The organism is Streptomyces sp. NPDC079020 (assembly GCF_044542225.1).
GTDB lineage: Bacteria > Actinomycetota > Actinomycetes > Streptomycetales > Streptomycetaceae > Streptomyces.
The window spans coordinates 446,451-470,623 of sequence record NZ_JBITUB010000004.1; the positions used below are offsets into that span (position 1 = coordinate 446,451).

At 70.3% G+C, this 24,173-nt stretch carries 23 protein-coding genes; 17 read left to right on the forward strand and 6 right to left on the reverse strand.

Annotated features, from left to right (window positions below):
- Nucleotides 1–78: 78 nt before the first annotated feature.
- From ACIGJO_RS11530 to ACIGJO_RS11545, 4 genes are all read right to left on the reverse strand, one after another.
- Nucleotides 79–369 (reverse strand): hypothetical protein, encoded by a 291-nt coding sequence (locus ACIGJO_RS11530; protein WP_399955545.1) that lies wholly within the window; start codon nucleotides 367–369, stop codon nucleotides 79–81.
- Between the two features lie 169 nt (nucleotides 370–538).
- Nucleotides 539–685 (reverse strand): hypothetical protein, encoded by a 147-nt coding sequence (locus ACIGJO_RS11535; RefSeq protein ID WP_399955548.1) that lies wholly within the window; start codon nucleotides 683–685, stop codon nucleotides 539–541.
- Nucleotides 686–871: 186 nt separating this feature from the next.
- On the reverse strand, nucleotides 872–1,540 hold the full coding sequence (locus ACIGJO_RS11540; protein WP_399955551.1) for a hypothetical protein: 669 nt from the start codon (nucleotides 1,538–1,540) through the stop codon (nucleotides 872–874).
- 19 nt (nucleotides 1,541–1,559) lie between these two features.
- Complete coding sequence (locus ACIGJO_RS11545) at nucleotides 1,560–5,504, reverse strand: hypothetical protein (protein WP_399955554.1); 3,945 nt, start codon at nucleotides 5,502–5,504, stop codon at nucleotides 1,560–1,562.
- 379 nt (nucleotides 5,505–5,883) lie between these two features.
- On the opposite strand from ACIGJO_RS11545, the gene ACIGJO_RS11550 reads away from it, so the two are divergent.
- The 13 genes from ACIGJO_RS11550 (at nucleotide 5,884) to ACIGJO_RS11610 (ending at nucleotide 18,696) form a co-directional block, all read left to right on the forward strand.
- Nucleotides 5,884–7,425: a phage tail sheath family protein gene (locus tag ACIGJO_RS11550; RefSeq protein WP_399955557.1), complete on the forward strand. Its 1,542-nt coding sequence runs from the start codon at nucleotides 5,884–5,886 to the stop codon at nucleotides 7,423–7,425.
- 74 nt (nucleotides 7,426–7,499) lie between these two features.
- Nucleotides 7,500–7,943, forward strand: a complete 444-nt coding sequence (locus ACIGJO_RS11555) for a phage tail protein (protein ID WP_266932489.1) — start codon at nucleotides 7,500–7,502, stop codon at nucleotides 7,941–7,943.
- The gene (locus ACIGJO_RS11560) at nucleotides 7,943–8,404 is read left to right on the forward strand and encodes a hypothetical protein (protein ID WP_399955560.1); all 462 of its coding nucleotides are present in this window, start codon (nucleotides 7,943–7,945) and stop codon (nucleotides 8,402–8,404) included. Before ACIGJO_RS11555 ends, ACIGJO_RS11560 begins: the two co-directional genes overlap by 1 nt.
- Complete coding sequence (locus ACIGJO_RS11565; protein WP_327219427.1) at nucleotides 8,401–8,544, forward strand: DUF6760 family protein; 144 nt, start codon at nucleotides 8,401–8,403, stop codon at nucleotides 8,542–8,544. The genes ACIGJO_RS11560 and ACIGJO_RS11565 overlap by 4 nt, the downstream gene beginning before the upstream one ends.
- 28 nt (nucleotides 8,545–8,572) lie before the next feature.
- Nucleotides 8,573–10,465 carry a hypothetical protein gene (locus ACIGJO_RS11570; RefSeq protein ID WP_399955564.1) on the forward strand — a complete coding sequence of 631 codons (1,893 nt, stop codon included), beginning with the start codon at nucleotides 8,573–8,575 and terminating at the stop codon, nucleotides 10,463–10,465.
- Between the two features lie 151 nt (nucleotides 10,466–10,616).
- Nucleotides 10,617–11,054 (forward strand): phage tail protein, encoded by a 438-nt coding sequence (locus ACIGJO_RS11575; RefSeq protein WP_266932484.1) that lies wholly within the window; start codon nucleotides 10,617–10,619, stop codon nucleotides 11,052–11,054.
- A 4-nt stretch (nucleotides 11,055–11,058) separates the two neighbouring features.
- Nucleotides 11,059–11,859: a peptidase M23 gene (locus tag ACIGJO_RS11580; RefSeq protein WP_399955567.1), complete on the forward strand. Its 801-nt coding sequence runs from the start codon at nucleotides 11,059–11,061 to the stop codon at nucleotides 11,857–11,859.
- The gene (locus ACIGJO_RS11585; protein WP_399955570.1) at nucleotides 11,859–13,886 is read left to right on the forward strand and encodes a VgrG-related protein; all 2,028 of its coding nucleotides are present in this window, start codon (nucleotides 11,859–11,861) and stop codon (nucleotides 13,884–13,886) included. Before ACIGJO_RS11580 ends, ACIGJO_RS11585 begins: the two co-directional genes overlap by 1 nt.
- 116 nt (nucleotides 13,887–14,002) lie before the next feature.
- Nucleotides 14,003–14,296: a PAAR domain-containing protein gene (locus ACIGJO_RS11590; protein ID WP_399955574.1), complete on the forward strand. Its 294-nt coding sequence runs from the start codon at nucleotides 14,003–14,005 to the stop codon at nucleotides 14,294–14,296.
- A 6-nt stretch (nucleotides 14,297–14,302) separates the two neighbouring features.
- A complete protein-coding gene (locus tag ACIGJO_RS11595; RefSeq protein ID WP_266932479.1) occupies nucleotides 14,303–14,734 on the forward strand; it encodes a GPW/gp25 family protein in 432 nt (143 codons plus the stop codon).
- Nucleotides 14,731–16,785 (forward strand): putative baseplate assembly protein, encoded by a 2,055-nt coding sequence (locus ACIGJO_RS11600; protein WP_399955577.1) that lies wholly within the window; start codon nucleotides 14,731–14,733, stop codon nucleotides 16,783–16,785. Before ACIGJO_RS11595 ends, ACIGJO_RS11600 begins: the two co-directional genes overlap by 4 nt.
- A 4-nt stretch (nucleotides 16,786–16,789) precedes the next feature.
- On the forward strand, nucleotides 16,790–17,380 hold the full coding sequence (locus ACIGJO_RS11605; RefSeq protein WP_399955580.1) for a phage tail protein: 591 nt from the start codon (nucleotides 16,790–16,792) through the stop codon (nucleotides 17,378–17,380).
- A 587-nt stretch (nucleotides 17,381–17,967) separates the two neighbouring features.
- Entirely contained in the window at nucleotides 17,968–18,696 is a 729-nt protein-coding gene (locus tag ACIGJO_RS11610) for a discoidin domain-containing protein (RefSeq protein ID WP_266932476.1), read from the forward strand.
- A gap of 117 nt (nucleotides 18,697–18,813) precedes the next feature.
- Here the strand turns inward: ACIGJO_RS11610 and ACIGJO_RS11615 are convergent, their stop codons facing one another.
- Nucleotides 18,814–20,046 carry an RNA polymerase sigma factor gene (locus tag ACIGJO_RS11615; RefSeq protein ID WP_399955722.1) on the reverse strand — a complete coding sequence of 411 codons (1,233 nt, stop codon included), beginning with the start codon at nucleotides 20,044–20,046 and terminating at the stop codon, nucleotides 18,814–18,816.
- A 106-nt stretch (nucleotides 20,047–20,152) separates the two neighbouring features.
- On the reverse strand, nucleotides 20,153–20,557 hold the full coding sequence (locus ACIGJO_RS11620; RefSeq protein WP_266932475.1) for a YciI family protein: 405 nt from the start codon (nucleotides 20,555–20,557) through the stop codon (nucleotides 20,153–20,155).
- Between the two features lie 169 nt (nucleotides 20,558–20,726).
- Here ACIGJO_RS11620 and ACIGJO_RS11625 point away from each other — a divergent pair, with 169 nt between their 5' ends.
- The 4 genes from ACIGJO_RS11625 to ACIGJO_RS11640 all read left to right on the forward strand — a co-directional run bounded on the left by ACIGJO_RS11625 (nucleotide 20,727) and on the right by ACIGJO_RS11640 (nucleotide 24,138).
- Nucleotides 20,727–21,524, forward strand: coding sequence for a TetR/AcrR family transcriptional regulator (locus ACIGJO_RS11625; RefSeq protein ID WP_399955584.1), 798 nt, complete (start codon nucleotides 20,727–20,729; stop codon nucleotides 21,522–21,524).
- A 149-nt stretch (nucleotides 21,525–21,673) separates the two neighbouring features.
- The gene (cbiE, locus tag ACIGJO_RS11630) at nucleotides 21,674–22,948 is read left to right on the forward strand and encodes a precorrin-6y C5,15-methyltransferase (decarboxylating) subunit CbiE (RefSeq protein WP_399955587.1); all 1,275 of its coding nucleotides are present in this window, start codon (nucleotides 21,674–21,676) and stop codon (nucleotides 22,946–22,948) included.
- A complete protein-coding gene (gene cobM / locus ACIGJO_RS11635) occupies nucleotides 22,945–23,694 on the forward strand; it encodes a precorrin-4 C(11)-methyltransferase (protein ID WP_399955591.1) in 750 nt (249 codons plus the stop codon). Before cbiE ends, cobM begins: the two co-directional genes overlap by 4 nt.
- 24 nt (nucleotides 23,695–23,718) lie before the next feature.
- Nucleotides 23,719–24,138, forward strand: a complete 420-nt coding sequence (locus ACIGJO_RS11640) for a hypothetical protein (protein WP_399955593.1) — start codon at nucleotides 23,719–23,721, stop codon at nucleotides 24,136–24,138.
- Nucleotides 24,139–24,173: the final 35 nt, after the last annotated feature.

Here is a 24,173-nt window from a genome sequence, read left to right on the forward strand (position 1 = left end):
GGAAGTGCAGGCGCGGCGCGGTGGCCGCCCCCATACCGCCCGACCAGCCGATGATCCGGCCCTGCCTGCGGAACCCAGTCACCGGTGTTGTAGGTCGCCCGGTTGAGGTGCCCGTAGTGGGTGCACTGCCCGTTGGAGTGCCGGATGATGACCTCGATGCCGCTCTGAGGCGTACTCGTTGTACGGGCTGGTGTGCGAGTACGTCCCCGCCGGCCCCTGGATGACGGTGTACGCCTCACCCGCCGGGTAGGGAAGCTTGTAGTAGTCGACGGCCGCGGCGGGAGAAGCCCCGAGCAGGCCCACCCCCACGGCGGTCAGCGCGGAGCTCGCTGTGGCAGCGAGCCGGTCCAGAACACTTCTCGCACACATGATGCGTCTCCCGTTCCAGGTGCCCGAGTGGGTCGATCAAGCGAAGGGGTCATCAATAAGACGTTGGGAAGAGGGAGTTGCAGGATTTGATACGTGCGGTTTGCCTCACGCGAGGTCGAGGCGCGACACAGCCCTGAACAGCTTCGGGTCGGCGATCGGCACCGTCGGGTCAGACCTCGACGACGGCCACAGCCGTGCCGCACGGAATGAGCATGTCTTCGGTATCCGAAGTGAGCACGACCACAGGCTTCTGTACACGCGGAGCGGTGGCCGCCACGACAGTGTCGATGGCGCGGGCGGCCGTCTCCTCGGTCACTGGGGCGACGACGAACCGCGAGGAAGCCTAGGCCGTGCTCGCCTTGTATGCACCCATGGGATCGGCCTCCGCGAGGGTGACCGCGCGCACGTACGCGACGACCCCAAGGACTCCATCAGCGCCGGAAGCCGGTCCGGTTGACGCTGGCATCGGCGTCCAGCCCACAATTTGATCTAAGTGGTGCTGTCAGAGGTCCGGAGGCGGCCAAACGCCTCCTCGCTGACGGAACAGGTCCAGGAGCTTATTCGGGTCCCTGTCCAGCAGATTTTCCACCTCGTCGATTTCGATCTCGGGGTGGTCGGTGTCAGGACTTTCAGTGATTTCAAGGCCTGGACTGCAAAGATAATATTGGCCACTGTTCTCGTAACAGCTGAGAGGAATGTTTGTCTCCCTGATGCGGAGAGATGCTCTCCATTCACGCTCCTGCGACCGAGAAACATCGCATCCGCGGCGCATCAGCTCCGGGAGAACTACCTCATACGAGTTCCGCGACAACGGGTTACCCTCGATCTCAAGACTTGCGAGATTGCAATCCAGAAGCGGGGATGCATCGTGAATCCAGTTTCTTGGCATTGCCAGCAGGCGCAGACTTGGGAATTTGTTCATACCTTCAAGGCCGCGGAGGCCGCTGTCGTGAATCCGTAGTGATAGAAGGTGCTCCAGAGTAGGCAGGGTTTCAGGAGCTACTGGATCACAGCCAGCAAGAATGAGGATCTCAAGGTCTGGAAAGTTTGCGAGTCCGGTTAAGGATTTCGCGTGAGCCACATGAAGCTCTTTGATCGTGTCGCTATCATCCCTTCGCAGTCGTTTGTGCAGCCGGGCCAGCTCAACGCCTTTCACGATCTCGGGCTCCATGGGGCTCCCCATGAGTTCTTCACTCCCCGCTAAGAATGTCGTGGACCTTCTGAAAGTCGGCGCGCACCCGTGCGTAGTTGATCTTCTGAAGAGTTTCCAGATCACCCAAAGTTATTCTTGCGCGGTCGTCCGTCCGGACAACTCCATCTGGATTTACCGTAATGCTGCGATATATTGCATCGACCTCGACATTTTGCATGGCAGCTGGGATGGGGCGGACTTCTGGATCCCATATGAGCCGCTCGATCTCGGGGGCGGTCCCAGGCTTGGGAAGTTTGGCCTGAAGGAGTTCCAAAAACTGTAACGCAGTTCCTGACCGATTGGCTCCTATGAAGTCATCAAATAATCCACGCAGTCCCTTGTGCCACGGGTCATCGCCGTCGTTGAAGATGAATGTCCGGCCGTCGACGGTGAAGAACGCACCTGCATGAGCCAATATAGAGCCTCTTTCTGTAATCCGTTCGGACCCGGGCGGTATCTCCACGCTATAGATCACGTCCGAAGTGAACGAGCGCAATTTATGATGCAAGGTGAGCCAGTCCCGTGCGGCTTTGAGGCGCCCCCTCATTCTGTGCTCCACTGCAAAATGCAGCACATCGGCGATGTAGTTCGTCGGAATCCATTCGTGCTTGCCTCCATCGGCTTCGCGGAATTTTGTCTTCACGTACGCTCTCGAATTTCCATGGTTATCCCAGAGATCTTTGAACGTCCCCCAATTAATTGTTCCGACAGTCTCGCCCTCCATGATCAGCTGAAGAAAGGTGGTGATCTTCTCCCTGGGTGGAGCGCTGATCTGTTCGATTGCCTTCTCCAATTCGCGATCCGGAGTCTTGGTGCCCTTGGGGAATGGGTCGAATCGACCATAGTGGCTTTCGTTTGGAAGGAAGCGCATCTTCTTGAGGGCGTTTTCGGCTTCTCCGTTTTGCGACTGACGTGCGCTCTCGAGGCCAACCTTGCGAATCGTATTCAGCGCAGCATTGCCGAGTAATCCGACGACTTTCTCTCGTGAATATTTCTGTGAGTCTCCGAAAACTTTGGTGTAGAAGTGGCTTCTATTGGGATCGCTACGATCGTCGGAGTAGTAGTCCTTTGTTACCTTCTCGTGCGCGCTCCTATCGTTAAGATGCCTTTTCGCCAGCACGCTCGTCGGTGGGAGAATGCTAATGTCTTCCCATATTTTTCTGTTTGTGTTTCCGTTTGTGATTTCCGGATGTTTTAGTTGCTTGTCCCACCAGTCGGTATGCGCTTTTTGTATGAGCTGTTCTCCATGTTCGACGAAATTCTTACCCACGAGATCTACCTTTGAAGCCGGGTCGCTGTCGGTCGGCAAGTTCGCGCTGTTGCTCGACATCGTTTGTACGTGGACCCGTTCGGTATGGGTATTTTTCGACTCCACTACGAGATGCAATGGAATGCCGTGCCGATGGGAGATAATGGGCAGTCGATCGGAAACGACCTCCTTTGGCGGTTTGCGGTTCAGTAGGCGGTTTGCGTCCTTGATTGCTTTATCTTCCTTGACGGCCCGGCTTTTCGCGGTTGGGCCTTTTCCTGCAGGGCTCTTTTCATCCTTCTTCCTGAGTTTGTCCCACAGGGCTTTGCCCTTCTTGGCTATGAAGTCGACGATCTTGTCGATGGCCCTGTTGACGGGGCGGGACACCGCGTGGAACACGCTCTTCACCTTGTTGGCGAGGCCGCCGATGCCCAGTAGTGAGGCCAGGAACCCGATCAACAACGGGATGCTGGTGGCGAGGGCGGCTTCCACCAGCTTCGGGACGCCTGCGGCGCCGCCGTTGGCTATGGCGATGACCGCGTCCAGGACCGCGTTGACGAAGTCGGCTACCTGGGCGCCCTGGGTCACGATGAACGTGACGATGTCGATGATTCCCTTGACCGCGCGGATGAAGGCGGAGGCCGGGTTGAGGAGGGAGAGGATCCAGGTGATGCCGGCGACGATGACCGTGGGAATCAGGTAGCTCGTCAGCTTTTCCAGGATCGTGGCCTTGAGGTCGCCGGCCTCGGCCTGGATTTCCTTGACCGCGCCTGCCGGGCCCTCGCGGGCGAGATTCTTCGCTACGGGGACGGACGTTTCGACGGCGGTCATCGCTTCGTCGGGGACGCCCTTGCGGGTGACGCGGGCGCGGATGTTGTCCCAGGTCAGGCCGAGCAGCGAGCCGATGAGCTGGATGATGCCCTTGAGGTCGAACTTCGCGGGGAGTTCGAGGCCCGCCTTGACCGCGGTGCCCAGGAGCCAGGACACGACGCCGGTCTTCAGGTGTTCGGCGATGTTGGTGATGAAGAGGTTGAGGCCCGCGCCGACGGCCTTGACCAGGTTGCCGAGGAACCCGATGGGGTCCTTGAGGATCTTCATGATCGCGGAGCCGGCCTTGGCGAGGATGCCGAACAGGAGGTTCTTCAGCTCGTTGATCGTCTTGGCGACGCCCACGATCGCGTCCATCGCCTTGTCGATCAGGCCCTTGTTGGCCTCCTGGAGCTTCTTGATCTCCTCGTCGATCTTGTTCAGGGCGGCGGTGTACTTGTTGGCGAGGTCCTGGACGAGCTGTTCGGACTTCTCGTCGACCGTGGCTTCCAGGTCCTCGAACTTGCCGGCGAAGTCCTTCGCCGCTTCCTCGCCGAACTGCTTGAGGTCCGCGGGGAGTTTGTCGACCTCGGCCTTCAGCTCGGTGCGGCCCTTCGCGATACGGGCCTTCGCCCTGCCCAGTTCCGTACCGATGAGGTCGGCGACGGCGGAGATCACCGTCTGCATCTGGGACACGTAGAGCTTGCGGGCCTCCTGGTAGAGGTTGTTCGCCTCCTTCGGCATCCCCATGAGCTTGTCCTTCGCCCACTTCACTCCGGCGCCGATGCCCGAGTACCGCTTGTCCTTGTACTTCTTCATCCGGCGCTTGTGGTCCGCCGTGAACGCGTCCCGGGCCGCCTTCTCGCCCGATGTGAACGCCGTGTCGACCTTCTTGTCCAGGTCGGAGAGCGTGGTCTCGACGTCCTTCTTCGTGCCGTCGTAGACCTTCTGGAGCTTCGCCGTGACCTCGGCGCGCTTCTTCTCGTCCTTGGACTTGGTGTCGCCCTTGCCGCCGTCGACCTGCTTCCCGGCTGCGGCACGGGTCGCGGTCAGGGCGGTCATCGCCTGGGCGCCGGAGGCCGCCGCGTTCTGCTTCGCCCCCGCCAGCTGCTGGTCCTCGGCCGCCAGGCCCTTCGCCGGGGCCTTCGCGGAGTCCGTTTCGGCTGTCTTCTTCGCGGAGAGCGCCTCGTCGAACTCCGGCTCGTTGCCCTTGGCGAGCTGCTCCTCGGTGATCTCGGCGTCCGCCATCGCCCGGTCGTTGGCGGCCGGGCCCTCGGAGAAGTCCGTGACCGCCGCCGGCTGCTTCGCCGGTACGGCGTCGGACGCCGAGGGGGCGCCCGGGTTCGCCGGGGGCTGGTCCGGGGTGAGGGGAGTGACCTCTTTGTCCTTGGCGGCCGAGGTGTCGGGCGGGGCCTTCGTCGCCGTGTCGATGTCCTTGGCCGAGGACTCCTTGCCGTCGGTGACCTTCCCGTCGACCTCGTCCTTGATCTTGTCGGCCTTGCCGGACTTGGAGAACTTGTCGGCCTGGTCGAGGTTCTTCGGCGCCTGCGCGTCGATCGCCTTGTTGACCGCGTCGACGAACGCCTTCTTGTCGAACTCCCCGGGCTTCGCCGCGTTCATCTTCTCGGCGTTGGCCGCCTTGCCCTGCGCCTCCTTGTCGTCCGGGGGCGCCACGGCCGCGTCCTGCGACGCCTTCGACTCCGCGGCCGCGGGCGGGTGAACGGCGATCCGTGTCCTCTTCGCCGCCACGTCCGCCTTGACCGCCCGGAAACCCGGGGCCTGGGCCGGGGACGGCTTCACCGGGGCCGTGTAGCGCTGGGCCACCAGACGCGACACCGCCGCGTTCCCCGCCGCCCGCTGGAGCCGCTGGAGCGAGCGGCGGTCCACGGACGGCGAGGGTGACGGGGCCGTGGGGGGCCGGTCCGTGCGGGCGACGGTGTCGGTACGGGTCGGTGTCGTGGGGGCCTTCTCAGGAACCGCCTTCACTCCCCGACCCTCCCGCCGGCCGTGGGTTGCCCGGATGTGGTGCCTGTCAGGGTGCCGGGCGCGGGCAGGGTCGGGCGGAGTGTGCGCGGGCGAGGGCGGGGGCACCCCCGGACGGTTCGTACGGGGCTGTCACGTTGCCTCTTCGGGCAGCCGCCGGTGCACGGCGGGGCGGCCACGCATCCGTTCCCGGTGATCGAACGAGTGGCGAGAATTGCCGGCGTTCCCCGGTCGAGGCACGGGGCGAGGAGCACGTCGAGGAGCGCGTCAAGGAGAGGCTCATATGCCGTCGTACCTGTCCCCGGGCGTCTACGTCGAAGAGGTCGATTCCGGATCCCGGCCGATCGAAGGGGTGGGCACGTCCGTCGCCGCCTTCGTGGGATTCGCCCAGCGGGGACCCTTCGACGAGCCGACGCTGATCACGAACTGGAGCCAGTTCGTCAGTACCTTCGGTGACTTCGTCGACGGTGCGTACCTCGCCTCCTCCGTCCACGGCTTCTTCTCCAACGGCGGTGGCATCTGCTACGTCGTCCGGATCGACGACAGTGGTGCGCGGGACGGCGACGGGGAGACGGGTGAGCCGGCGGCCGGGGCGGAGGTCCAGGTCGGGCCGTACGCCGTGAAGCCCCGGCCCGGCGTTACCGGGGAGATCAGCGTCGAGGTCGCGGAGGCCGAGGGCGACGATCCGCCCTCCGATGTCTTCCAGCTCATCGTGAAGCGCGACGGCCAGGTCGCCGAGACGTACCCGTCCGTCACGACGAAGCGCAGCAAGGAGAACGTCGCCACCCGGGTCAACGCCAGGTCCGAGCTCATCGAGGTACGGGAGTCGGGGCGCGGCGCCGCGCCCGCCCGGCCCGAGCCGCAGTCCGTCACCCTCGCGCCCGCCGCGCCCGCCGCCGGTGGTGCCGGGTCGCTGACCCCCGAGCTGTACGTCGGTGACGCCGACCGCCGGACCGGGCTGGGCGGCCTGGAAGCGGTCGACGAGGTCACCATGGTGGCGGTCCCCGACCTGATGAGTGCCCTGCAACGCGGACTGCTGGATCTGGACGCGGTGATCGCCGTCCAGCAGGGACTGATCTCGCACTGCCGGCTGATGGGTGACCGCGTCGCCATCCTCGACCCGCCGCCGGGCCTCTCGCCCCAGCAGATCAAGGGCTGGCGCACCGATCGCGCCAACTTCGACTCCAAGTACGCGACCCTGTACTACCCCTGGATCGGCATCGCCACCCCCGCGTCCGGCGGCCGCCCCGTCCTCGTACCGCCGAGCGGGCACATCGCCGGGGTCTGGGCGCGCAACGACGACACCCGGGGAGTGCACAAGGCCCCGGCGAACGAAGTCGTTCGGGGCGCCGTGGTGTTGCAGACGCAGTTGACCAAGGGTGAACACGATCTGCTCAATCCGATCGGGCTCAACTGCATCCGGGCCTTCCCCGGGCGGGGCATCCGGGTGTGGGGGGCGCGGACCCTCGCCTCGGATCCGGCCTGGCGGTACCTGAATGTGCGGCGGCTCTTCAACTACCTGGAGGAGTCGATCCTCGCCGGTACGCAATGGGTCGTTTTCGAGCCGAACGACGATGCGCTGTGGGCCCGTATCCGCCGTACGGTCTCGGCGTTCCTGGTCAACGAATGGCGCAAGGGGTCGCTGTTCGGGCTGACGCCCGACGAGGCGTTCTACGTGAAGTGCGACCGCGAGACCAACCCGCCCGAGAGCATCGACGCAGGTCAGGTCATCTGTGAGATCGGTGTCGCGCCGGTCAAGCCGGCCGAGTTCGTGGTGTTCCGGCTCTCCCAGCTGACGGGCGGCACCGGAGGGATCGACGAATGACCGGGATGACGTCCCGATCGGTGACCGGCCTATTTCTGAGCACGGCTTTCTGAGCACGGCGTAAGGAGTCTGTTGTGCCACTTCCCGATCTCGACAGTTCCGTCGGGCATTCCTTCGGCCTCGAATTCGACAGCGTCATCATCAAGCAGATCACCGAGGTCAGCGGTCTGAAGATGGAGCAGGACGTCATCGAGCTGAAGCAGAACACCGCCGACGGCAAGTACGCCATCAAGAAGCTGCCCGGCCGCCCCAAGGCCGGAGAGGTCACCGTCACCCGTGGTCTCACGGAGGACAACAGCTTCGAGCGCTGGATCAAGGACTCCCGGTTCGGCCGCATGACGGATGCCCGACGCAACGGCGCCGTCATCGTCTACGACTACGAGGGCATGCCGATCAAGCGCTACAAGCTCATCAACGCCTGGCCGAAGTCCCTGGAGATCGGCACGCTCAAGGCCGGTGACACCTCGGTCCTGACGGAGAAGCTGGCGATCACCTACGAGAGCATGGAACTCGACTGATGCGGCGTACGGTCCAGTTCCAGGCCCCGGGGCAGCAGCAGGCCGGGCCGGCGGAGCGGGTGGAGCATTCCCGGGCGCCTCAACCCGAGCCCCTGCGCACCGAGTTCGCCTTCGAGCTGCCTCGTGGGTACGTCGATGACGCGGGCGTCGTGCACCGCAGCGGAGTGATGCGGCTCGCGACCGCCCGCGACGAGCTGGTGCCGTTGCGGGACGACCGGGTGCGGGAGAACTCCGCGTACCTGTCGGTCGTGCTCATCGCCCGCGTCGTCACCCGGATCGGAACCGTCGAGGACATCCACCCGGGCGTCATCGAGGATCTGTTCGCCTCCGACCTGGCGTTCCTCCAGGACTTCTATCGGCGGATCAATGCCGAGGGCCACACACGCGCCGCCGTCACCTGTCCGTCCTGCCAGGAGGAGTTCGCGGTGGATCTCGCCGGTGGCCGCCTGGGGGAATCGTGACGTACGCGGCCGACCTGCTCTACGAGGAGGTCGCGTACCTCGCCTATCACTTCCACTGGCCGCTCGACGACCTGCTGGACCTGGAACATCCGGAACGCCTGAAGTTCGTCGCACAGGTCGCTCGCCTCAACGGGCGGTAGCGAGTAGCGCAGGGGGGACGAGAGATCCATGGGGCTGATGTCCTGGCTGCGCGGCGGTCGTTCCAGCGATGCGTCCGCGTCGCCGGCCGCCGCGGACGGTCCACGGGCGGATACGGGTGACGCGGCCGAGGCGGCCGAGGCGGCCGAGGCGGCTGACGCGGGTGCCCGGAGCGAACGTGTCGATGTGAGCCGGATCGCGCCCATCCAGCGGACCGTGGCCGAGCAGGATCTCGTCATGGGCACCTCCGGGTTCGAGCAGTCGCTGACCACCCGGCAGGACACCGCGCTCGGTACGTCGCTGGGGCACCTCGTCAGCCCCGAGGCGCCCGCCGGGCTCGTCCACGGGATCACCGCTCCGGCGCCGGTGGGCCCGCGCGCCGCGAGCACGGCCCAGCGGTCCGTCGAGATGCCGATGCGGAGGGAGACCGTGCCGGGGCGTGCGGCGGGTTCCGTTCCCGCGCCGTCTGCCGTACCCGCAGCGGTATCCGTACCCGCCCCCGTACAGCGTGTTCACGGGGGTGGTGAGCCCGCCCTGACGTCGGTCGGCGAGGGCGCGGTCGCCGATCTTCCCGTACGCCAACTCGTCGGTGAGCGACCCCTCGTAGCGTCCCTCGAACCTCCGGCCCCCTCGGCACCCTCGGCACCAGGCGCCTCGGGCGCTGTTCAGCGTGCGGTGGAGCCTTCGGCTCCGGCGGGGGAGCCGACCCGGCGCGTGCCCGGACTCGGTGCGCCTCTGCCCGGTCTGCCTCCGACGGCCCAGCGGCAGGCCGCCGCGTCCGTGCCCGGGGGCACGAGCGAGGGCGGCGCCGGGGCGGCCGGGGCGGCCGGGGTGGCCGGGGACTCCGGTGGCGCGGACGCGGGCGAGGTCGCCGCGCCGCTTCTCGGTGACGATCCGCTCGTCGGCGTCGTGTACGGCGGTGGCGGCGACGGAGACGGAGACGGTGGCGGTGGTGGATACGGAGACGGTGGCGGTGGTGGAGACGGGGGGACGAGTGCCGGTGAGGCACCGGTTCAGCGTTCCGCCGTCGCTTCTGCCGCTTCTGCCGCGTCCGCTGTACCTGCCGCGCCCGCCCTCTTTACTGCTCCGTTGCTCGGCGACCGGCCGTTGGTGCCCCGTACCGCCGGCAGTAGCGGCGGGGGCGCAGGGGCGGTGGGGCCCGCCGTGCAGCGTTCGCCGGCGGACGGGGAGGGTTCGCGGGCCGGTCCTTCCTCCGTCGCGCCGGATGGCGTGCCGGGCTCCGTTCCCGTTGCCGTCCCCGTGCGGTGGACCACCGGGGCTCCGGGAGCGTCGGCGGTGGCTCCCGTGGGTCTGACCGCCGCCCCGCCCGCCGCGGTGCAGCGCGCGCTCGGCCCCTTCCCGGGAGGTGCGCCCTCCATGCCCCCGCGCCTTCCCGTGCAGCGAAGGGCGGGCGGAGGGCCCCCGCCGGTCCCCGCGTCCCTGTCGGGGGCGGGCGCCGGGGGCTTGGCCGGGAGCGGCAGCCGTAGCGGCATCCCCACCGCCGGTGCCTTCGCCGTCGCGGCCGGGGTCGCCCAGCGCATGGCCGATGGGAGCGTGGTCTTTCCGTCCGCCGCTTCGCCTTCGTTCCCTTCGTTCTCCTCCGGTACCTCGCGGCCCGTCGTGCAGCGGGATGCGGAGATCAGCGAGGAGCCCCCGCCGCCCGATCCCGCACCCGAACCCGACCCCGTACCCGATTCCGTACCGGACATGGAGGCGGGATCCGATCCCGCGTCCCCCGACGCAGGGGGTTCCCCGGAGTCCCGTGCCGGTGGGGCCGCTGGGGCCGGGCCCGGTCAGGGCGGTGCGCCCGCCGTGACGGACGAGCTGGTCCGGGCCCTGTATGCACCGCTCAGCCGCCTTCTCAAGGCCGATCTCCGACTGGAACGCGAACGCGCCGGATTCCTGATCAACACCCGCCACTGATGACCACCTGCCACCGATGACCGCCCGCCACTGGTCACCGCCCGCCACCGATGAACCCCCGTCACTGATGACCGCCCGCCACTGATCGCCACGCGTCACCGATCACCACCCAGTGAGAACCGATCACCGCCCAGTGAGAGAGGTACGAGTCATGGCCACCGCCCAGGACGGCGACCCCGCCGTCAGCGTCTGCTTCGTCGTGACCATCGACGACATCGAGCTGGGGTCGTTCAACACATGTGACGGCCTGGGCTGCGAAGTGGTGCTCGAAACCCGTGAGGAGGGCGGCAACAACGGCCACCTCTGGCAGCTGCCGACCCGCCTGAAGTACTCCAACGTGAAGCTGTCCCGGCCGCTCACCCGGGAGACGGAGAAGGTGGCGCGCTGGTTCGCCACGATGACGACCGGCTTCAGCCGCAAGACCGCGCACATCGAGGCGCGGACCGGGGACGGGCGGAAGGTGGCCGAGTGGGGGCTGCTGGAGGTCGTTCCCGTGCGCTGGACCGGTCCGTCCTTCACACCCGAGTCGCCGAAGGTCGCGATGGAGACCATCGAGATCGCCCATCACGGCTATGTGATGGAGGGCTGAGCACATGGCCGGGGCAGGACCCATCGCCTTCAGTGCCGCCGGTACGTCGGGGGTGGCGTCCGCCGCGAAGGGCGGCTCGGCCCGGCCCAAGCTGGAGCACGCCTACCTGGAGCTGCGGACCCCGCCGACCGGGGGCGGGCTGACGCCCGGCGGCCCGTGCGGGCGGATCGACTTCCAGTTCAATCCGAAGGAGCTGAGCCTGACCAAGGCGGCTTCCTGGAAGCGGACTCCGGCCAAGGGGGCGAAGAGCTCCGGGCCGCCGGAGTACCAGGGGTCGCAGCCCAGCAAGCTCACCGTCGAGATGTTCTTCGACGCCAGCGACACCCAGGACACCCGGGTGGTGACCTCGGTGGAGCAGCTGTTCGCGTGCTGCGTGCCGACGAACGAGACCCGGCAGCAGCAGCGGTCCTCGCCGCCGTGGGTGGTCTTCCACTGGGGCGGCCTGACGGGGTTCCCCGGGTACGTCAGTCAAGTGGCCGCGAAATACACCCTGTTCACGACGTCGGGAGTGCCCATCCGGGCCGTCTGCCAGGTCACGATGGAGGAGATCAGCGGGGAGACACCGGGGCAGAACCCGACCTCCGGCGCGCTGGCCGCCCGGCGCGTGCACCGGGTGGACGCCGGGGACTCGCTGCCGTCGCTGGCCCACCGGGAGTACGGGGACGCCGGTGCCTGGCGGGTGATCGCCGAGGCGAACGGCGTCGACGACCCGATGCGGATCGCGCCGGGGACCCAGCTCCTCCTGCCCGCCCTCGACGAGCTGAGCCGGCTCCAGGGGTCCGCCGACCGGGAGGGGCGGGGCTGATGGCGCACCAGGGCGTCGCCACCGCGCTGGTGGTGGAGTTCGGCGGCACACCGCTGCCGGCGAAGTTCGTGAACACGCTGGTCGAGGGGTACGTCGACGACAGCCGTACGCTCCCGGACCTGTTCCTGCTGCGGTTCCGGGACCCGGACCGGGTGCTGCTGGAACAGGCCGGGCTGAAGATCGGCAGCGAGGCCCGGCTGCTGGCCCGCGCGGGTGGTGACACGGCTCCGAAGCCGCTGCTCGACGGAGTGGTGACCGCCCTGGAGGTGGAGCTGGACGAGACCGGCACCTTCACCGTCGTACGCGGACTCGACGAGTCGCACCGCCTCTTCCGGGGGCGCCGGGTGGCCAGCTACCAGAACATGACGCTCGCCGACATCTGCGGCCAGGTCGCCCGGCGCGCGGGGCTGAAGCCGGGGAACGTGGACATCGCCGGGCCCGTACTCGAACACATCGCCCAGCCCAACATCACCGACTGGGAGTTCGTACGCGGCCTCGCCGAGGAGGCCGGGGCCCAGGCGTACGTGCGCGACGGGCAGTTGCACATCACCCGGCCCGCCGAGGCGAGCGGGGCGCCGGACGGTTCGGCGCGCGCCGACCGCGATCCGCTCGTCCTGGAACTGGGCAGCAATCTCCTCCGCTGCCGGGCCGGGGTGTCCGCCGCCGAGCAGGTCTCCGAGGTGGAGGTGCGTGGCTGGGACGTCCAGGCGAAGCAGCCGTTGGTGGGCAGGGCGCCGGCGGGGAAGTCGTCGACGCTGGAGCTGGGGGTGACGGCGGCGGAGGTGTGCGCCCCGTTCGGCGAGGCGCGGTTCGTGGTGACGGACACGGCGTACGGGGCCCAGGCGCAGGTCGACCAGGCGGCGAAGGCCCTGGCGGAGCGGATCGCCGGGTCGTTCGCGGAGCTGGAGGCGGTGATCCGGGGGAACCCGGAGGTCAGGGCGGGCAGCGCGGTGGCGCTGAACGCGGTGGGTGCGCCGTTCGAGGGCCGGTACACCGTGACGTCCTCGCGCCATGTCTTCGACGCCGTGCGCGGGTACGAGACCTGGATCACGGTCTCCGGGCAGCAGGAGCGCTCGCTGTTCGGGCTGACCGGGGGAGCGCCGGGCGGGAGCGGTGGCGGCGGCAACGGCGGGTCGCGCTGCGCCGGGCTGGTCAGCGGGACCGTGACGGACACCCAGGACCCGGAGGGCTCGGGGCGGGTCAAGGTCAGGTTCCCGTGGCTGTCGGACGAGTACGCGAGCGACTGGGCGCGTACGGCGCAGTCGGGCGGGACGGGCGGCGGCGAGGCGTTCATCCCGGAGGTCGGCGACGAGGTGCTGGTCGGGTTCGAGCACGGGCATCTGGACCGGCCGTACGTGCTGGCCGGGCTGTACAACGGGCAGGACCGGCCGGGGGGCGGCTCCGGGGCCGGTGGTGGTTCCGGGCCGGGCAGTGCTCCTGGGGTCGGTGGTGGCTCCGGGGCGAGCGGTGTTCCTGGGGCTGGTAGTGGCTCCGAGGCCGGCGGTGTTTCCGGGGTCGGTGGTGCTCCTGGGGCCACTGGTGCTCCCGGCGGCGGTGACGGTGGTGAGCTGGTCGACCCCACGAGCGGTGCCGTGAACCGGCGCACCTTCGCCTCGAAGAGCGGTAACCAACTGGAGCTGCTGGACGCGGCGAACGGCCCGCAGGGCGTCAGGCTCCGTACCGGCGACGGCAAGCTCACCATCGACCTCGACCGCAAGGGCACGGCCATCGTCATCAACAGCGACGGCAGCGTGACGATCGAGGCCAAGGAACAGGTCTCCATCACGGCGGCCAAGGGTGTGGTCCTGGACGCGGGGCGCGGTGCCCTCGAACTTGCCGGTGACAGCGTCACCTTGACGTCCCGCAGTGGGGTGGCTCTGGACGGCGGCACCGGAAAGGTCGCGCTCTCCACCGGTGGTGCGGTGGAGGTGCAGGGGGGCCAGGTCTCGGTCAACGGCACCCGGCGCACCGACATCAAGAGCGGTGCCTCGGTGTCCGTGAACGCTCCGATGATCAAGCTCAACTGACGTACACGCACGAGAAGAACGCAAGGGAAGCGCGTACGGGAACACGCACAGGGACACGTACGGGAACACGCACACGGACACGCACACGGACACGTACAGGAACAGGAGTGGACCGCATGTCGGCAGCAGCAGCATCCGCCGCAGCCGCCCGGGTCGGCGACCCCACCGGGCACCCCGGCACGGTCGGGCCGCCCGGTGTGCCGTCCGTGCTCATCGGCGGGCAGCCCGCCGCCACGGTCGGCACCGCGCACCAGTGCGCGTCCCCCGCCGCCCATCCGCCGTCCGTCATCGCGCCGCCCGGCAGCTCCACCGTGCTGATCGGCGGTCAGCCCGCCGCCCGCGTCGGGGACCTGGCGGGCTGCGGGGCGCCGGTCGTGTCCGGGTGCGCGTCGGTGCTGATCGGGGGCTGAGGCGGCATGGGACAGCAGTTCATCGGCGCGGGCTGGGCGTTCCCGCCGCGTACGGACGCCACCGGGTCGATCGCGCTCGTGCGCGGTGAGCACGAGCTGGAGGAGTCGATCCGGCTGATCCTGGCGACCTCACCGGGGGAACGGCCGATGCGGCCGGAGTTCGGCTGCGCCGTCAACGACTACGTGTTCGCGCCCGCCGACGCGGGGACGGCGGGGCAGCTCGCGTACGAGGTGCGTCTGGCGCTGGAGCGCTGGGAGCCCCGGATCGAGGTGGCCGAGGTCGTCGTCCGGTTCGACGAGGCGGACGAGGGGGTGCTCTACATCGACATCGGGTACACCGTGCGCGGTGCCAACGACCCCCGGAATCTGGTCTTCCCGTTCTATGTGATTCCGCAGCACGCCCAGGACGCGACCAACGACGAGGAGACCGGCGCGTGACGCTGCCCAGTCCGCATCTGGACGACCGCCGCTTCCAGGACCTGGTGGACGAGGCCAAACGCCTGGTGCAGCAGCGCTGTCCGGAGTGGACCGACCACAATGTGTCCGACCCCGGGGTGACGCTCATCGAGGCGTTCGCGACCATGGTCGACCAGCTCGTCTACCGGGTGAACCGGGTGCCGGAGAAGAGCTACCTGACCTTCCTCGACCTGATCGGGGTGCGGCTCCACCCGCCCACGGCCGCGCACACCGATGTGACGTTCCGGCTGTCCGCACCGCAGCCCGAGCCGGTGGTGGTGCGGGCCGGCACGGAGGTCGCCACGGTCCGTACGGAGACGGAGGAGGCGGTCGTCTTCACCACCTCCGAGACCCTGACCATCGTGCCCTGCGCCTTCGCCCATCTCGCCACCTGGCCCTCGCCCGGGGAGGCCGTGGACCGTACGGAGGAGCTGGCGCTCGGGCGGGACGTGGCGTGCTTCGGGGCCACCCCGGCGCCGGGGGACTGTCTGTACGTGGGGCTGTCGGCGGCCGTTCCGGCGGGCGTGCTCGTCCTGCGGCTGGACTGCGGGGTCGAGGGCGTCGGCGTCGACCCGTTGCGGCCACCGCTGCTCTGGGAGGCGTGGGACGGCACCGCCTGGACGGTCTGCGATGTCGAGAAGGACGACACGGGCGGCTTCAACCGTTCCGGTGAGCTGATCCTGCACCTGCCGAGGACGCATGTCCCGGCGGCCGTGGTGCGGCGTACCGGCGGCTGGCTGCGCTGCCGTCTGATCGAGGCGGAGCCGGGCCAGCCGACGTACATGGCACCGCCCGTGGTCCGCCGGATCACCGCGTTCACGATCGGCGCGACCGTCGCCGCCGAGCACGCGGAGACCGTCGCCGACGAGGTGCTGGGGGCGGCGGAGGGGGTGCCGGGCCAGGTGTTCACATTGGCGCGCCCGCCCGTGGTTCCCGGCGAGTTCGTCGTCGAGGTGTCCGGTCCGGCGGGCGGTGACGGGGTCACCCGGTGGACCCGGGTCGACGACTTCGCGCACTCCGGGCCCGAGGACCGCCATGTCACGCTGGACGCGAACTCCGGGCGGGTCGAGTTCGGCCCCGCCGTACGGGAACGGGACGGCGGCATCCGCTACTACGGCGACGTCCCGGACAAGGGCGCGGTCGTCCGGGTGCGCTCCTACCGCACGGGGGGCGGGCTGCGCGGCAACGTCGCCCGGTCCACCCTGCGGGTCCTGCGCAGCGCGATCCCGTACGTGGCCCGGGTGGAGAACCGCCGTCCGGCGCTCGGCGGGGTCGATGGCGAGAGCGTCGACAGCGCCCGGGTGCGCGGGCCGATGACCCTGCGGACCCTGCACCGGGCCGTCGTGCCGCACGACTACGAGCTGCTGGCCCGTGAGATCGCCCCGGACGCCGCACGGGTGCACTGCATCCGGGCCGGGGAGGACGGCGAGGGGTCCGGTGGTGCCGAGACCGGAGGCGGAGCGGGTGGCGGGGGTACGGGCGGGGCGGCGGGGAGCGGCGCGGCCGGGGGGCACGCGGGCGCGGGCGCCGACGCGGGCGGGGTGCGGCTGCTCGTCGTACCGGCCGGGCGCAGCGACGAGCAGGGCCGGATCGAGTTCGACGAGCTCATCCCGCCCGCCCACACGCTGGGCCTCATCGCGCAGCATCTGGACGCCCGCCGTCCGATCGGTGCCCGGCTGGTCGTCGAGCCGCCGTTCTACCAGGGCGTCACCGTCGTGGCCACGGTGCAGGCCGAGCGCGGGGCGGTCGTCGAGCGGGTCCGGGAGACGGCGCTGACCGCGCTGTACGGGTACTTCAACCCGCTGACCGGGGGGCCGAACGGGCAGGGCTGGCCGTTCGGCCGGCCGATCCAGTCGGGCGAGGCGTTCGCCGTGCTCCAGCGGGTGCCGGGGGTGGACCTGGTGGAGGACGTACGCCTCTACCGGGCCGACCCGGTGACCGGGGAGCGCACGGACGCCACCACCAGGATTCCGCTGGACCGGCACGCCCTGGTCTTCAGCTACGAGCACGCGCTCCGGGTACGGGAGGGCTGAACCGATGCGTACCGGCGTTCCCGGTCTCCCGACCCCGCACCCGCTGATCGAGCAACTGCCCGCCGTCTACCTGGAGCAGGACTTCCTCCAGCGCTTCCTCGCCGCGCTCGACGACGTACTCGCCCCGGTCCTGCTCACCATCGACAACCTCCCCGCCCACCTCGACCCCCGCAGCGCCCCGGACGACTTCCTGGACTGGCTGGCCCAGTGGGTGGCCGTGGAGCCGTACGAGGACAGCACCCCGGACCGGCAACGGGCGGCGGTCCGGGGCGCGGTGGCGCGGCACGCACGGCGCGGGACGCTGCGGGGTCTGGCGGATGCGGTACGGCTGGAGACCGGCACCGAACCGGAGATCGTGGAGAGCGGCGGTACGGCGTGGTCGACCCGGCCCCTCACCCCACTGCCGGGCCTGCCGCGTGCCTGGGTGACGATCCGGGTCCGCGAACCGGAAGCCGGGCGGGGGCGGCGCGTCGACCGGGTGCGGCTGGAGGAACTGATCGGTACGGAGGTTCCCGCGCACGTCGGGTTCACGCTGGAGATCCTGCCGTCGGCCGGGAGCGCGGGGCCGGTGGCTTCGGGGGGTGGGGCGGAGTGATCTGCGAGTCGTGCGGCCACCGGAACGTGCCGGGGCGCGAATTCTGCGCCTCCTGCGAGGCGTTCCTGGCGTGGGAGCCGGAGCCGGGGCCGGAGCCGGAGCCGGGGGGTGCGCCCTCCGCGCAACCGCCTGCGCCCGCGCCCGCGCAACTCCCCGCGCCTGTAGGACCGCTCGCGCCACCGGCCGTACCCGTACAGCCGCCCGCGCCACCGGCCATGCCCGTTCAACAGCCCATGGCCGCACAACCGCCTGTGCCTGCGCAACCGCCCGTACAGCCGCCCGTGCTTGGGCCTCCGGTTGTACCTGGGCCTCCACCGTCTGCACCGCCTCCGCCGCCGCCTCCGGTTCCACTGGTTGCGCCCGCCCCCGCGCCGGAGCCGCTTCCCGCACGCCCCACGCCCGCGCCCACCCCCGTACCCCTATCCGTACCCCCACCGACCGCTCCGGCTCCGCTGTCCGGCACCGCTGCTCCCCGGCGCCCCGGGGAAGGGACGGACGGGCGTGTTCCGGGGCCCGACGCGTGGCCCGATCCGGGGCCGGGACCGATCGCCCCCGAGACGCCGGGCCCGGTCGCCGCCGGGGCACCGGTGAGCTGCCCCAACTGCCGTACGGAGAACGCGCCGGGGCGCACGCTCTGTGTCCGCTGCGCCCTGCTCCTCGACCCCGGCCCGCCCCCCGGCATCCGCCCGCCGTGGTGGCGGCGGATCTTCCACCGAGGTCCCCGGCAGTCCCATGCGGCCGGGACCAGGCCGAGGCGCGGATGGCGGCGGCCGAGGCTCGGGCTGCCGGTCGTGCTGCTGCTGGTGGCCGTCGGGATCTGGTTCGCGCTGCCGTATCTGCCCGGTCTGTTCGGCTTCGCGAAGGAGGAGACGGGCACTCCCGAGTCGGTGCCGCCCTCCGTGTTCCGCAGTTCCAGCGCGGTGCCGGGCCATCCGGCGGGTGCGGCCTTCGACGGGTTCAACAACCGTTACTGGGCACCGAAGGAGGCCGGGGACGGAGCCGGGGAGTATCTGGAGTGCGAGTTCGCCCAGCCGGTGCGGGTGATGAAGGTCGTCGTGTTCTCCGGGACCTCGGCGCGCAAGGACGAGTTCCTCACGCAGGCACGCCCGGCGCGGCTCACCGTGGTGCTGACCGGGAAGGACGGCAAGGAGACGCGCCGGACGCTCAGGCTGCGGGACCAGTCGGGGCAGCAGACCTTCGACGTACGAGGCTCGGACACCGTACGGGCCCGGCTCACGGTCGACTCGGCGTACGGCACGGGGGAGGGGCGCCGGGTGGCCGTGGCGGAGATCGAGTTCTTCGGGCGGAGGCCGTAGACCCCGCTGCCGCTGCCGCTGCAACCGCCACCGGCGTGGGCCACCGGCCTTGACGTGAAGCGCACGCGAACACGCAGACTCCGTTCCCGTCGCCCGTACGTCGGTTCCTGCCCGGATTCACGGGGACGGGGGCAGCGCGTCCGCCCGGTTCCGCAGATAGCGGGCCTCGGGTTCGCTGAGGGTGCGGTCGGCCGCCGCCCGGTAGGCGGCGCGCGCCCCGGCCGGGTCACCGGCCCGCTCCAGCAGATGGGCCCGTACGGCGTCGAGCCGATGGTGTCCGGCCAACGGGCGCTCCAGCAGGGCGACTTCCGCCAGACCCGCCCGCGGACCACGCACCATCGCCACGGCGACCGCCCGTCCCAGCGCGGCCATCGGGTCGCGGGTGCGGTGCACGAGGATGTCGTACAGGGCGAGGATCTGCGGCCAGTCCGTGGCATCGGCGCGCTCCGCCTCGTCGTGCAGGGCGGCGATGGCGGCCTGGAGCTGGTAGTCCCCGGCCGGCCCCTGCGACAGCGCCTCCTCGGCGAGCGCGGACCCCTCCTCGATCGCGGAGCGGTCCCAGCGGGTGCGGTCCTGTTCGTCGAGCGGGATCAGCTCACCGTCCGGGCCGGTGCGCGCCGGGCTGCGGGCCTCGGTGAGGAGCATGAGCGCCAGCAGTCCCGTCACCCGGCCCTCCCTTGGCAGGAGGCGTCGTACCGACCGGGTCAGCCGGACGGCCTCGTGGGCGAGATCCGCACGGTGCAGGGCGGGGCCGGAGGAGGCGGTGTAGCCCTCGTTGAAGATCAGGTAGAGCACCTGGAGCACGGCGGCCAGCCGCGTGTCACGGTCCTCGGGACCCGGCTGCCGGAACGGGGCCCCGTGCACCTTGTGCTTGGCCCGGCTGATCCGCTGGGCCATGGTCGCCTCGGGCACCAGGTGCGCGCGGGCGATCTCGGCGGTGGTCAGGCCGCCGACCGCACGCAGGGTGAGCGCGATCTGGGCGGCGGGGGAGAGCGCCGGGTGGCAGCACAGGAAGAGCAGGGTGAGGGTGTCGTCCTCGGAGGGGGCACGGCTCTCCCCGGGCGGCGGCGCGGTGAAGGCGTCCCTCGGGGTGAGCGCCGCCGCCGTCTCCTCGCGCCTGCGCCGGGCCGAGTCGGCGCGCAGCCGGTCGGTCAGCCGCCGGGACGCGATCCTGATGAGCCAGCCGCGCGGATTGTCCGGCACGCCCTCTTCCGGCCATTGTCGCGCCGCCGCGAGAAGGGCCTCCTGCACCGCGTCCTCTGCCGCGTCGAAGTGTCCGTACCGCCGTACGAGCGCGCCGAGGACCTGCGGCGCGTGCAGGCGCAACAGGTCCTCGATCCGGTTCTCGATCGGGTCGCCGATCCGGCTCTCGATCCGGCTCTCGATCCGGTCGTCGATCCGGTCGTCGATCCGGTCCTTCTCATGGCTCACATGCGGCCTCCGGCCTTCGGCGTACTCAGCACTCGCCCTGGATGGGGCGGATGACCACCGGATATTCGGGCGCGCCCGCGGGCTGCGGGCAGAGCGCGATGCGCGCCGCGATCTCGGTGACCCGCTCCAGGCTCTCGCAGTCGAGCACCCAGTACCCGGCGAGCAGTTCCTTGGTCTCCCCGTACGGCCCGTCCGAGATCACCGGCCGGCCGTCCTTGCCCGCGCTCACGAAACGGGTCTGCGCGGGTTCGGTGAGACCGTTGGCGTCCACGAGCTCACCGGACTCGGCGAGGTCGTTGTTGACGCTCTCCATGAAGGCGAACATCTTCTGCATGTCCTCCTCGCTCCAGGTCACGCTGTGCTCGGATCCCTTGCCGGACATCGTGTCGTAGTCGGCCTGGGTGCCCTGGACCATCACCAGATACTTCATGAGTCCGCTCCTCGGTTCCTGTGTCCGCCCGGGGGTCGGGCGGCTTTCACAGGGGACGTCGGAGCCGGGGACGGTTTCTCGACACCACGCGCGGAACTTCTCCGGAATCACTCGGCCTGCCCCGTACGGGGTGGTGCCGCCGGACGCCTGTTGCCGGAGAATTGCCCGTATGAGCGTCAAGGAGCCCCCGACTTCGACCGTGCCCGCAGCCGCGGACGCGTTGTCCGGCCCGCCCGGACCACCTGGACCGTCCGGCCTGCCCGGACCACCTGGACCGTCCGGCCTGCCCGGACCACCTGGACCGTCCGGCCTGTCCGGACCGCCCGGACCGTCCGGCCTGCCCGGCCTGCCCGGCCTGCCCATGGGGCTGCGCGAACGGAAGAAGCTGCGGACCCGGCGGAGCATCCGGCGTGAGGCCTACCGCCTGTTCGCGGAGCAGGGGTACGAGGCGACCACCGTGGACCAGATCGCCTGCGCGGCCGAGGTCTCCCCGAGCACGCTCTTCCGCTACTTCCCGGCCAAGGAGGACATCGTCCTGGCCGATGACCAGGGGCAGGACCACGACCACGGTCAGGTTCTCGCGCTGGCTCGTGCGCTCCGGGCCCGTGCGGCCACCGGCGAGCCGGTCGTGGACGCCGTACGCCACGCGCTGACCGAGTCCCTGGGGGAACTGTCGGCCGCCGACCGGGAGGAGCTGCTGTTCCGGACCCGGCTGGGTCTCTGCGACCCCGCCGTCCGGGCCCGCAGGCTGGACGAGCAGCAGCACGGCCAGGACGTCGTCGCGGAACTGATCGCCGAGCGCACCGGGCGCCCGCCGGGCGACCTGGAGGCCCACTGCGCCGCCGCGGCGGTCGTCGCGGTGTTCACCGCCGTCGTACGGCACTGGGCCGAGGGCGACGGGACGGCGGATCTCGCGGCGCTGTACGACCACCATCTGGGGCTGCTCGCGGAGGGGCTGCACATCTGAGGGACGGGCCCGTTCAGTAGAGTTTCGGCTGCGTCTCCCGCCCCCGAGCGCCCCTGAGCGCCCCGACCGCCCCCGCCTGTCTCCTTCCTCCCTCTCCCCTCCCCTCCCCTCCACCTCCCCTCCCCCGCCCGAACACCGAGGTCCCGGCCGTGTCTCCTGCCCCCAAGCCCGCGCACCCCGTGTCCGTCGTGGGGATCGGCGCCGACGGCTGGGCGGGCCTGTCCGCTCCGGCGCGCACCGCGCTCCAGGGCGCCGGCGTACTGATCGGCGGCGAGCGCCAGCTCGCGCTGCTCCCCGCATCGTGCGCCGGGCGGCGCGTGCCCTGGCCGTCCCCGCTGCGTCCCGCCGTCCCGCGCCTCCTCGCCGAACACCGGGCCGACACCGTCGCCGTGCTGGCCAGCGGAGACCCGATGTTCTACGGGATCGGCCGGGCGCTCACCGAGGAACTGGGCGCCGGGGCGCTGCACGTCCTGCCGCACCCGTCCTCGGTGTCGTACGCCTGCGCGCGCCTCGGCTGGCCGGTGGAGGACACCGAGGTCGTCACCCTGGTGGGCCGCCCCGCCGCCCGGCTGGCCGCCGCGCTGTACGAGGGCCGCCGCCTCCTGGTCCTGAGCGCCGACGCGGCCACGCCCGCCGCCGTCGCCGCCCTGCTGCGCGAGCACGGCTTCGGCCCGAGCCGGCTGCGGGTGCTGGAACAGCTCGGCGCCGAGGAAGAGGCCCATGTCGACGGCACGGCGGACACCTGGGCGCACCTGCCCGGCGACCCGCTGAACGTCATCGCCGTCGAGTGCCGGAGCGCCCCGGACACGCTGCGGCTCGGCGCCGTACCCGGGCTGCCCGACGAGGCGTACGAGCACGACGGCCAGCTCACCAAGCGACACATCCGGGCCGCCACGCTCGGCACCCTGGCGCCCGCGCCCGGCGAACTCCTCTGGGACATCGGCGGCGGCTCCGGTTCGATCGCCGTCGAGTGGATGCGGGCCCATCCGTCGTGCCGGGCGGTCACCGTGGAGCGGGACCCGGCGCGGGCCGCGCGCATCGCCCGCAACGCGGACCGGCTCGGGGTCCCCGCCCTGCGCGTGGTCACCGGCCCGGCCCCGGCGGCGCTGGCCGGACTGCCCGTGCCCGACGCGGTGTTCATCGGCGGCGGGCTGACCGCCCCCGGGCTGCTGGACGCCTGCTGGGACGCGCTGCCGCCGGGGGGCCGACTGGTCGCCAACACGGTCACCCTGGAGTCCGAGGCGCTGCTCGCCGAGCGGTACCGGGCGTACGGCGGCGAGCTGGTGCGCCTCGCGGTGGCCCACGCGGTACCGGTCGGCGGCTTCACCGGCTGGCGCCAGGCCATGCCCGTAACGCAGTGGTCGTGCCGCAAACCCTCAGCTCCAGCCCCAGCCCCAGCAGACACAACAGGAGACACTCCATGACCGTGTACTTCATCGGCGCCGGACCGGGTGCGGCCGACCTGATCACGGTGCGCGGCGCCCGTATTCTCGCCGCCAGCCCGGTCTGTCTGTACGCGGGCAGCCTGGTCCCGGTCGAGTTGCTGGCCGAGTGCCCGGCGGACGCGCGGCTGGTCGACACGGCGAACCTCGACATCGAGCAGATCACGGCGGAGCTGGTACGGGCCCACGCCGACGGCCACGACGTGGCGCGGCTGCACTCGGGCGACCCGTCGGTCTTCAGCGCGGTCAACGAGCAGATGCGGCGGCTGGACGTGGCGGAGGTGCCGTACGAGGTGGTGCCCGGGGTGCCCGCGTTCGCCGCCGCGGCCGCCGCGCTGAAGCGCGAGCTGACCGTGCCGACCGTCGGCCAGACCGTGATCCTCACCCGGATCGCCCAGCGAGCGACCGCGATGCCCGAGGGCGAGGACCTGGCGACCCTGGGCCGCAGTGGCGCGCTGATCGTGCTGCACCTGGCCGCCGCGTACGTCGACCGGGTGGTGGCGGAACTGCTCCCGCACTACGGCGCGGACTGCCCGGCCGCCGTGGTGGCCATGGCGTCCCGGCCGGACGAGATCATCCTGCGGGGCTCGCTGGACTCCATCGCGGAGCAGGTGAAGGCGGCCGGAGTCGTCCGGACAGCGGTGATCATGGTGGGCCGCACGCTGGGGGCGGAGCAGTTCCGTGACAGCCACCTGTACTCACCGGAGCGCGACCGCCACGTGTGCTGAAGCGAACAGATTGAGGGTCCGAAGGTGGCCGTCGAACGACCGCATGCCGCGCTCGAACTCCCTGAAGGGTCCTGGTGGGACTGGGACGTCCTCGCGTGGGGCCGTGATCAGTTCCGGCTTGCCGCCGATTTCGACCTCAGCTATCACCACGGGCTGGAACTGGTCTTCACCGCCCCGCTCTTGGTCCGCTGTCCGGCGGCCTTTCAGGATCCCGTCTTTCGCGCACCCACGCCCGAGGAGCTGCTGAGGGTCACGCAGCAGCTCGGTGGAAGGCCGCCTGTGCTGGTCGTCTTCGAAGCGGACGCCGGCGGGTGGGAGCCCGCCTCGTGCCTTGTCGCCGCTGAGCGGCTCGACATCGTGCAGGAGACGGTCCTCAGGTACTGGCGAGAGGATGCGGCCCCCGACCAGCGGTTCGCTCCGTGGGTTCAGCTTCCGGGGCAGTGACGGCGCCGGGTTGGGAGTCACCGGACGTCTGCCGG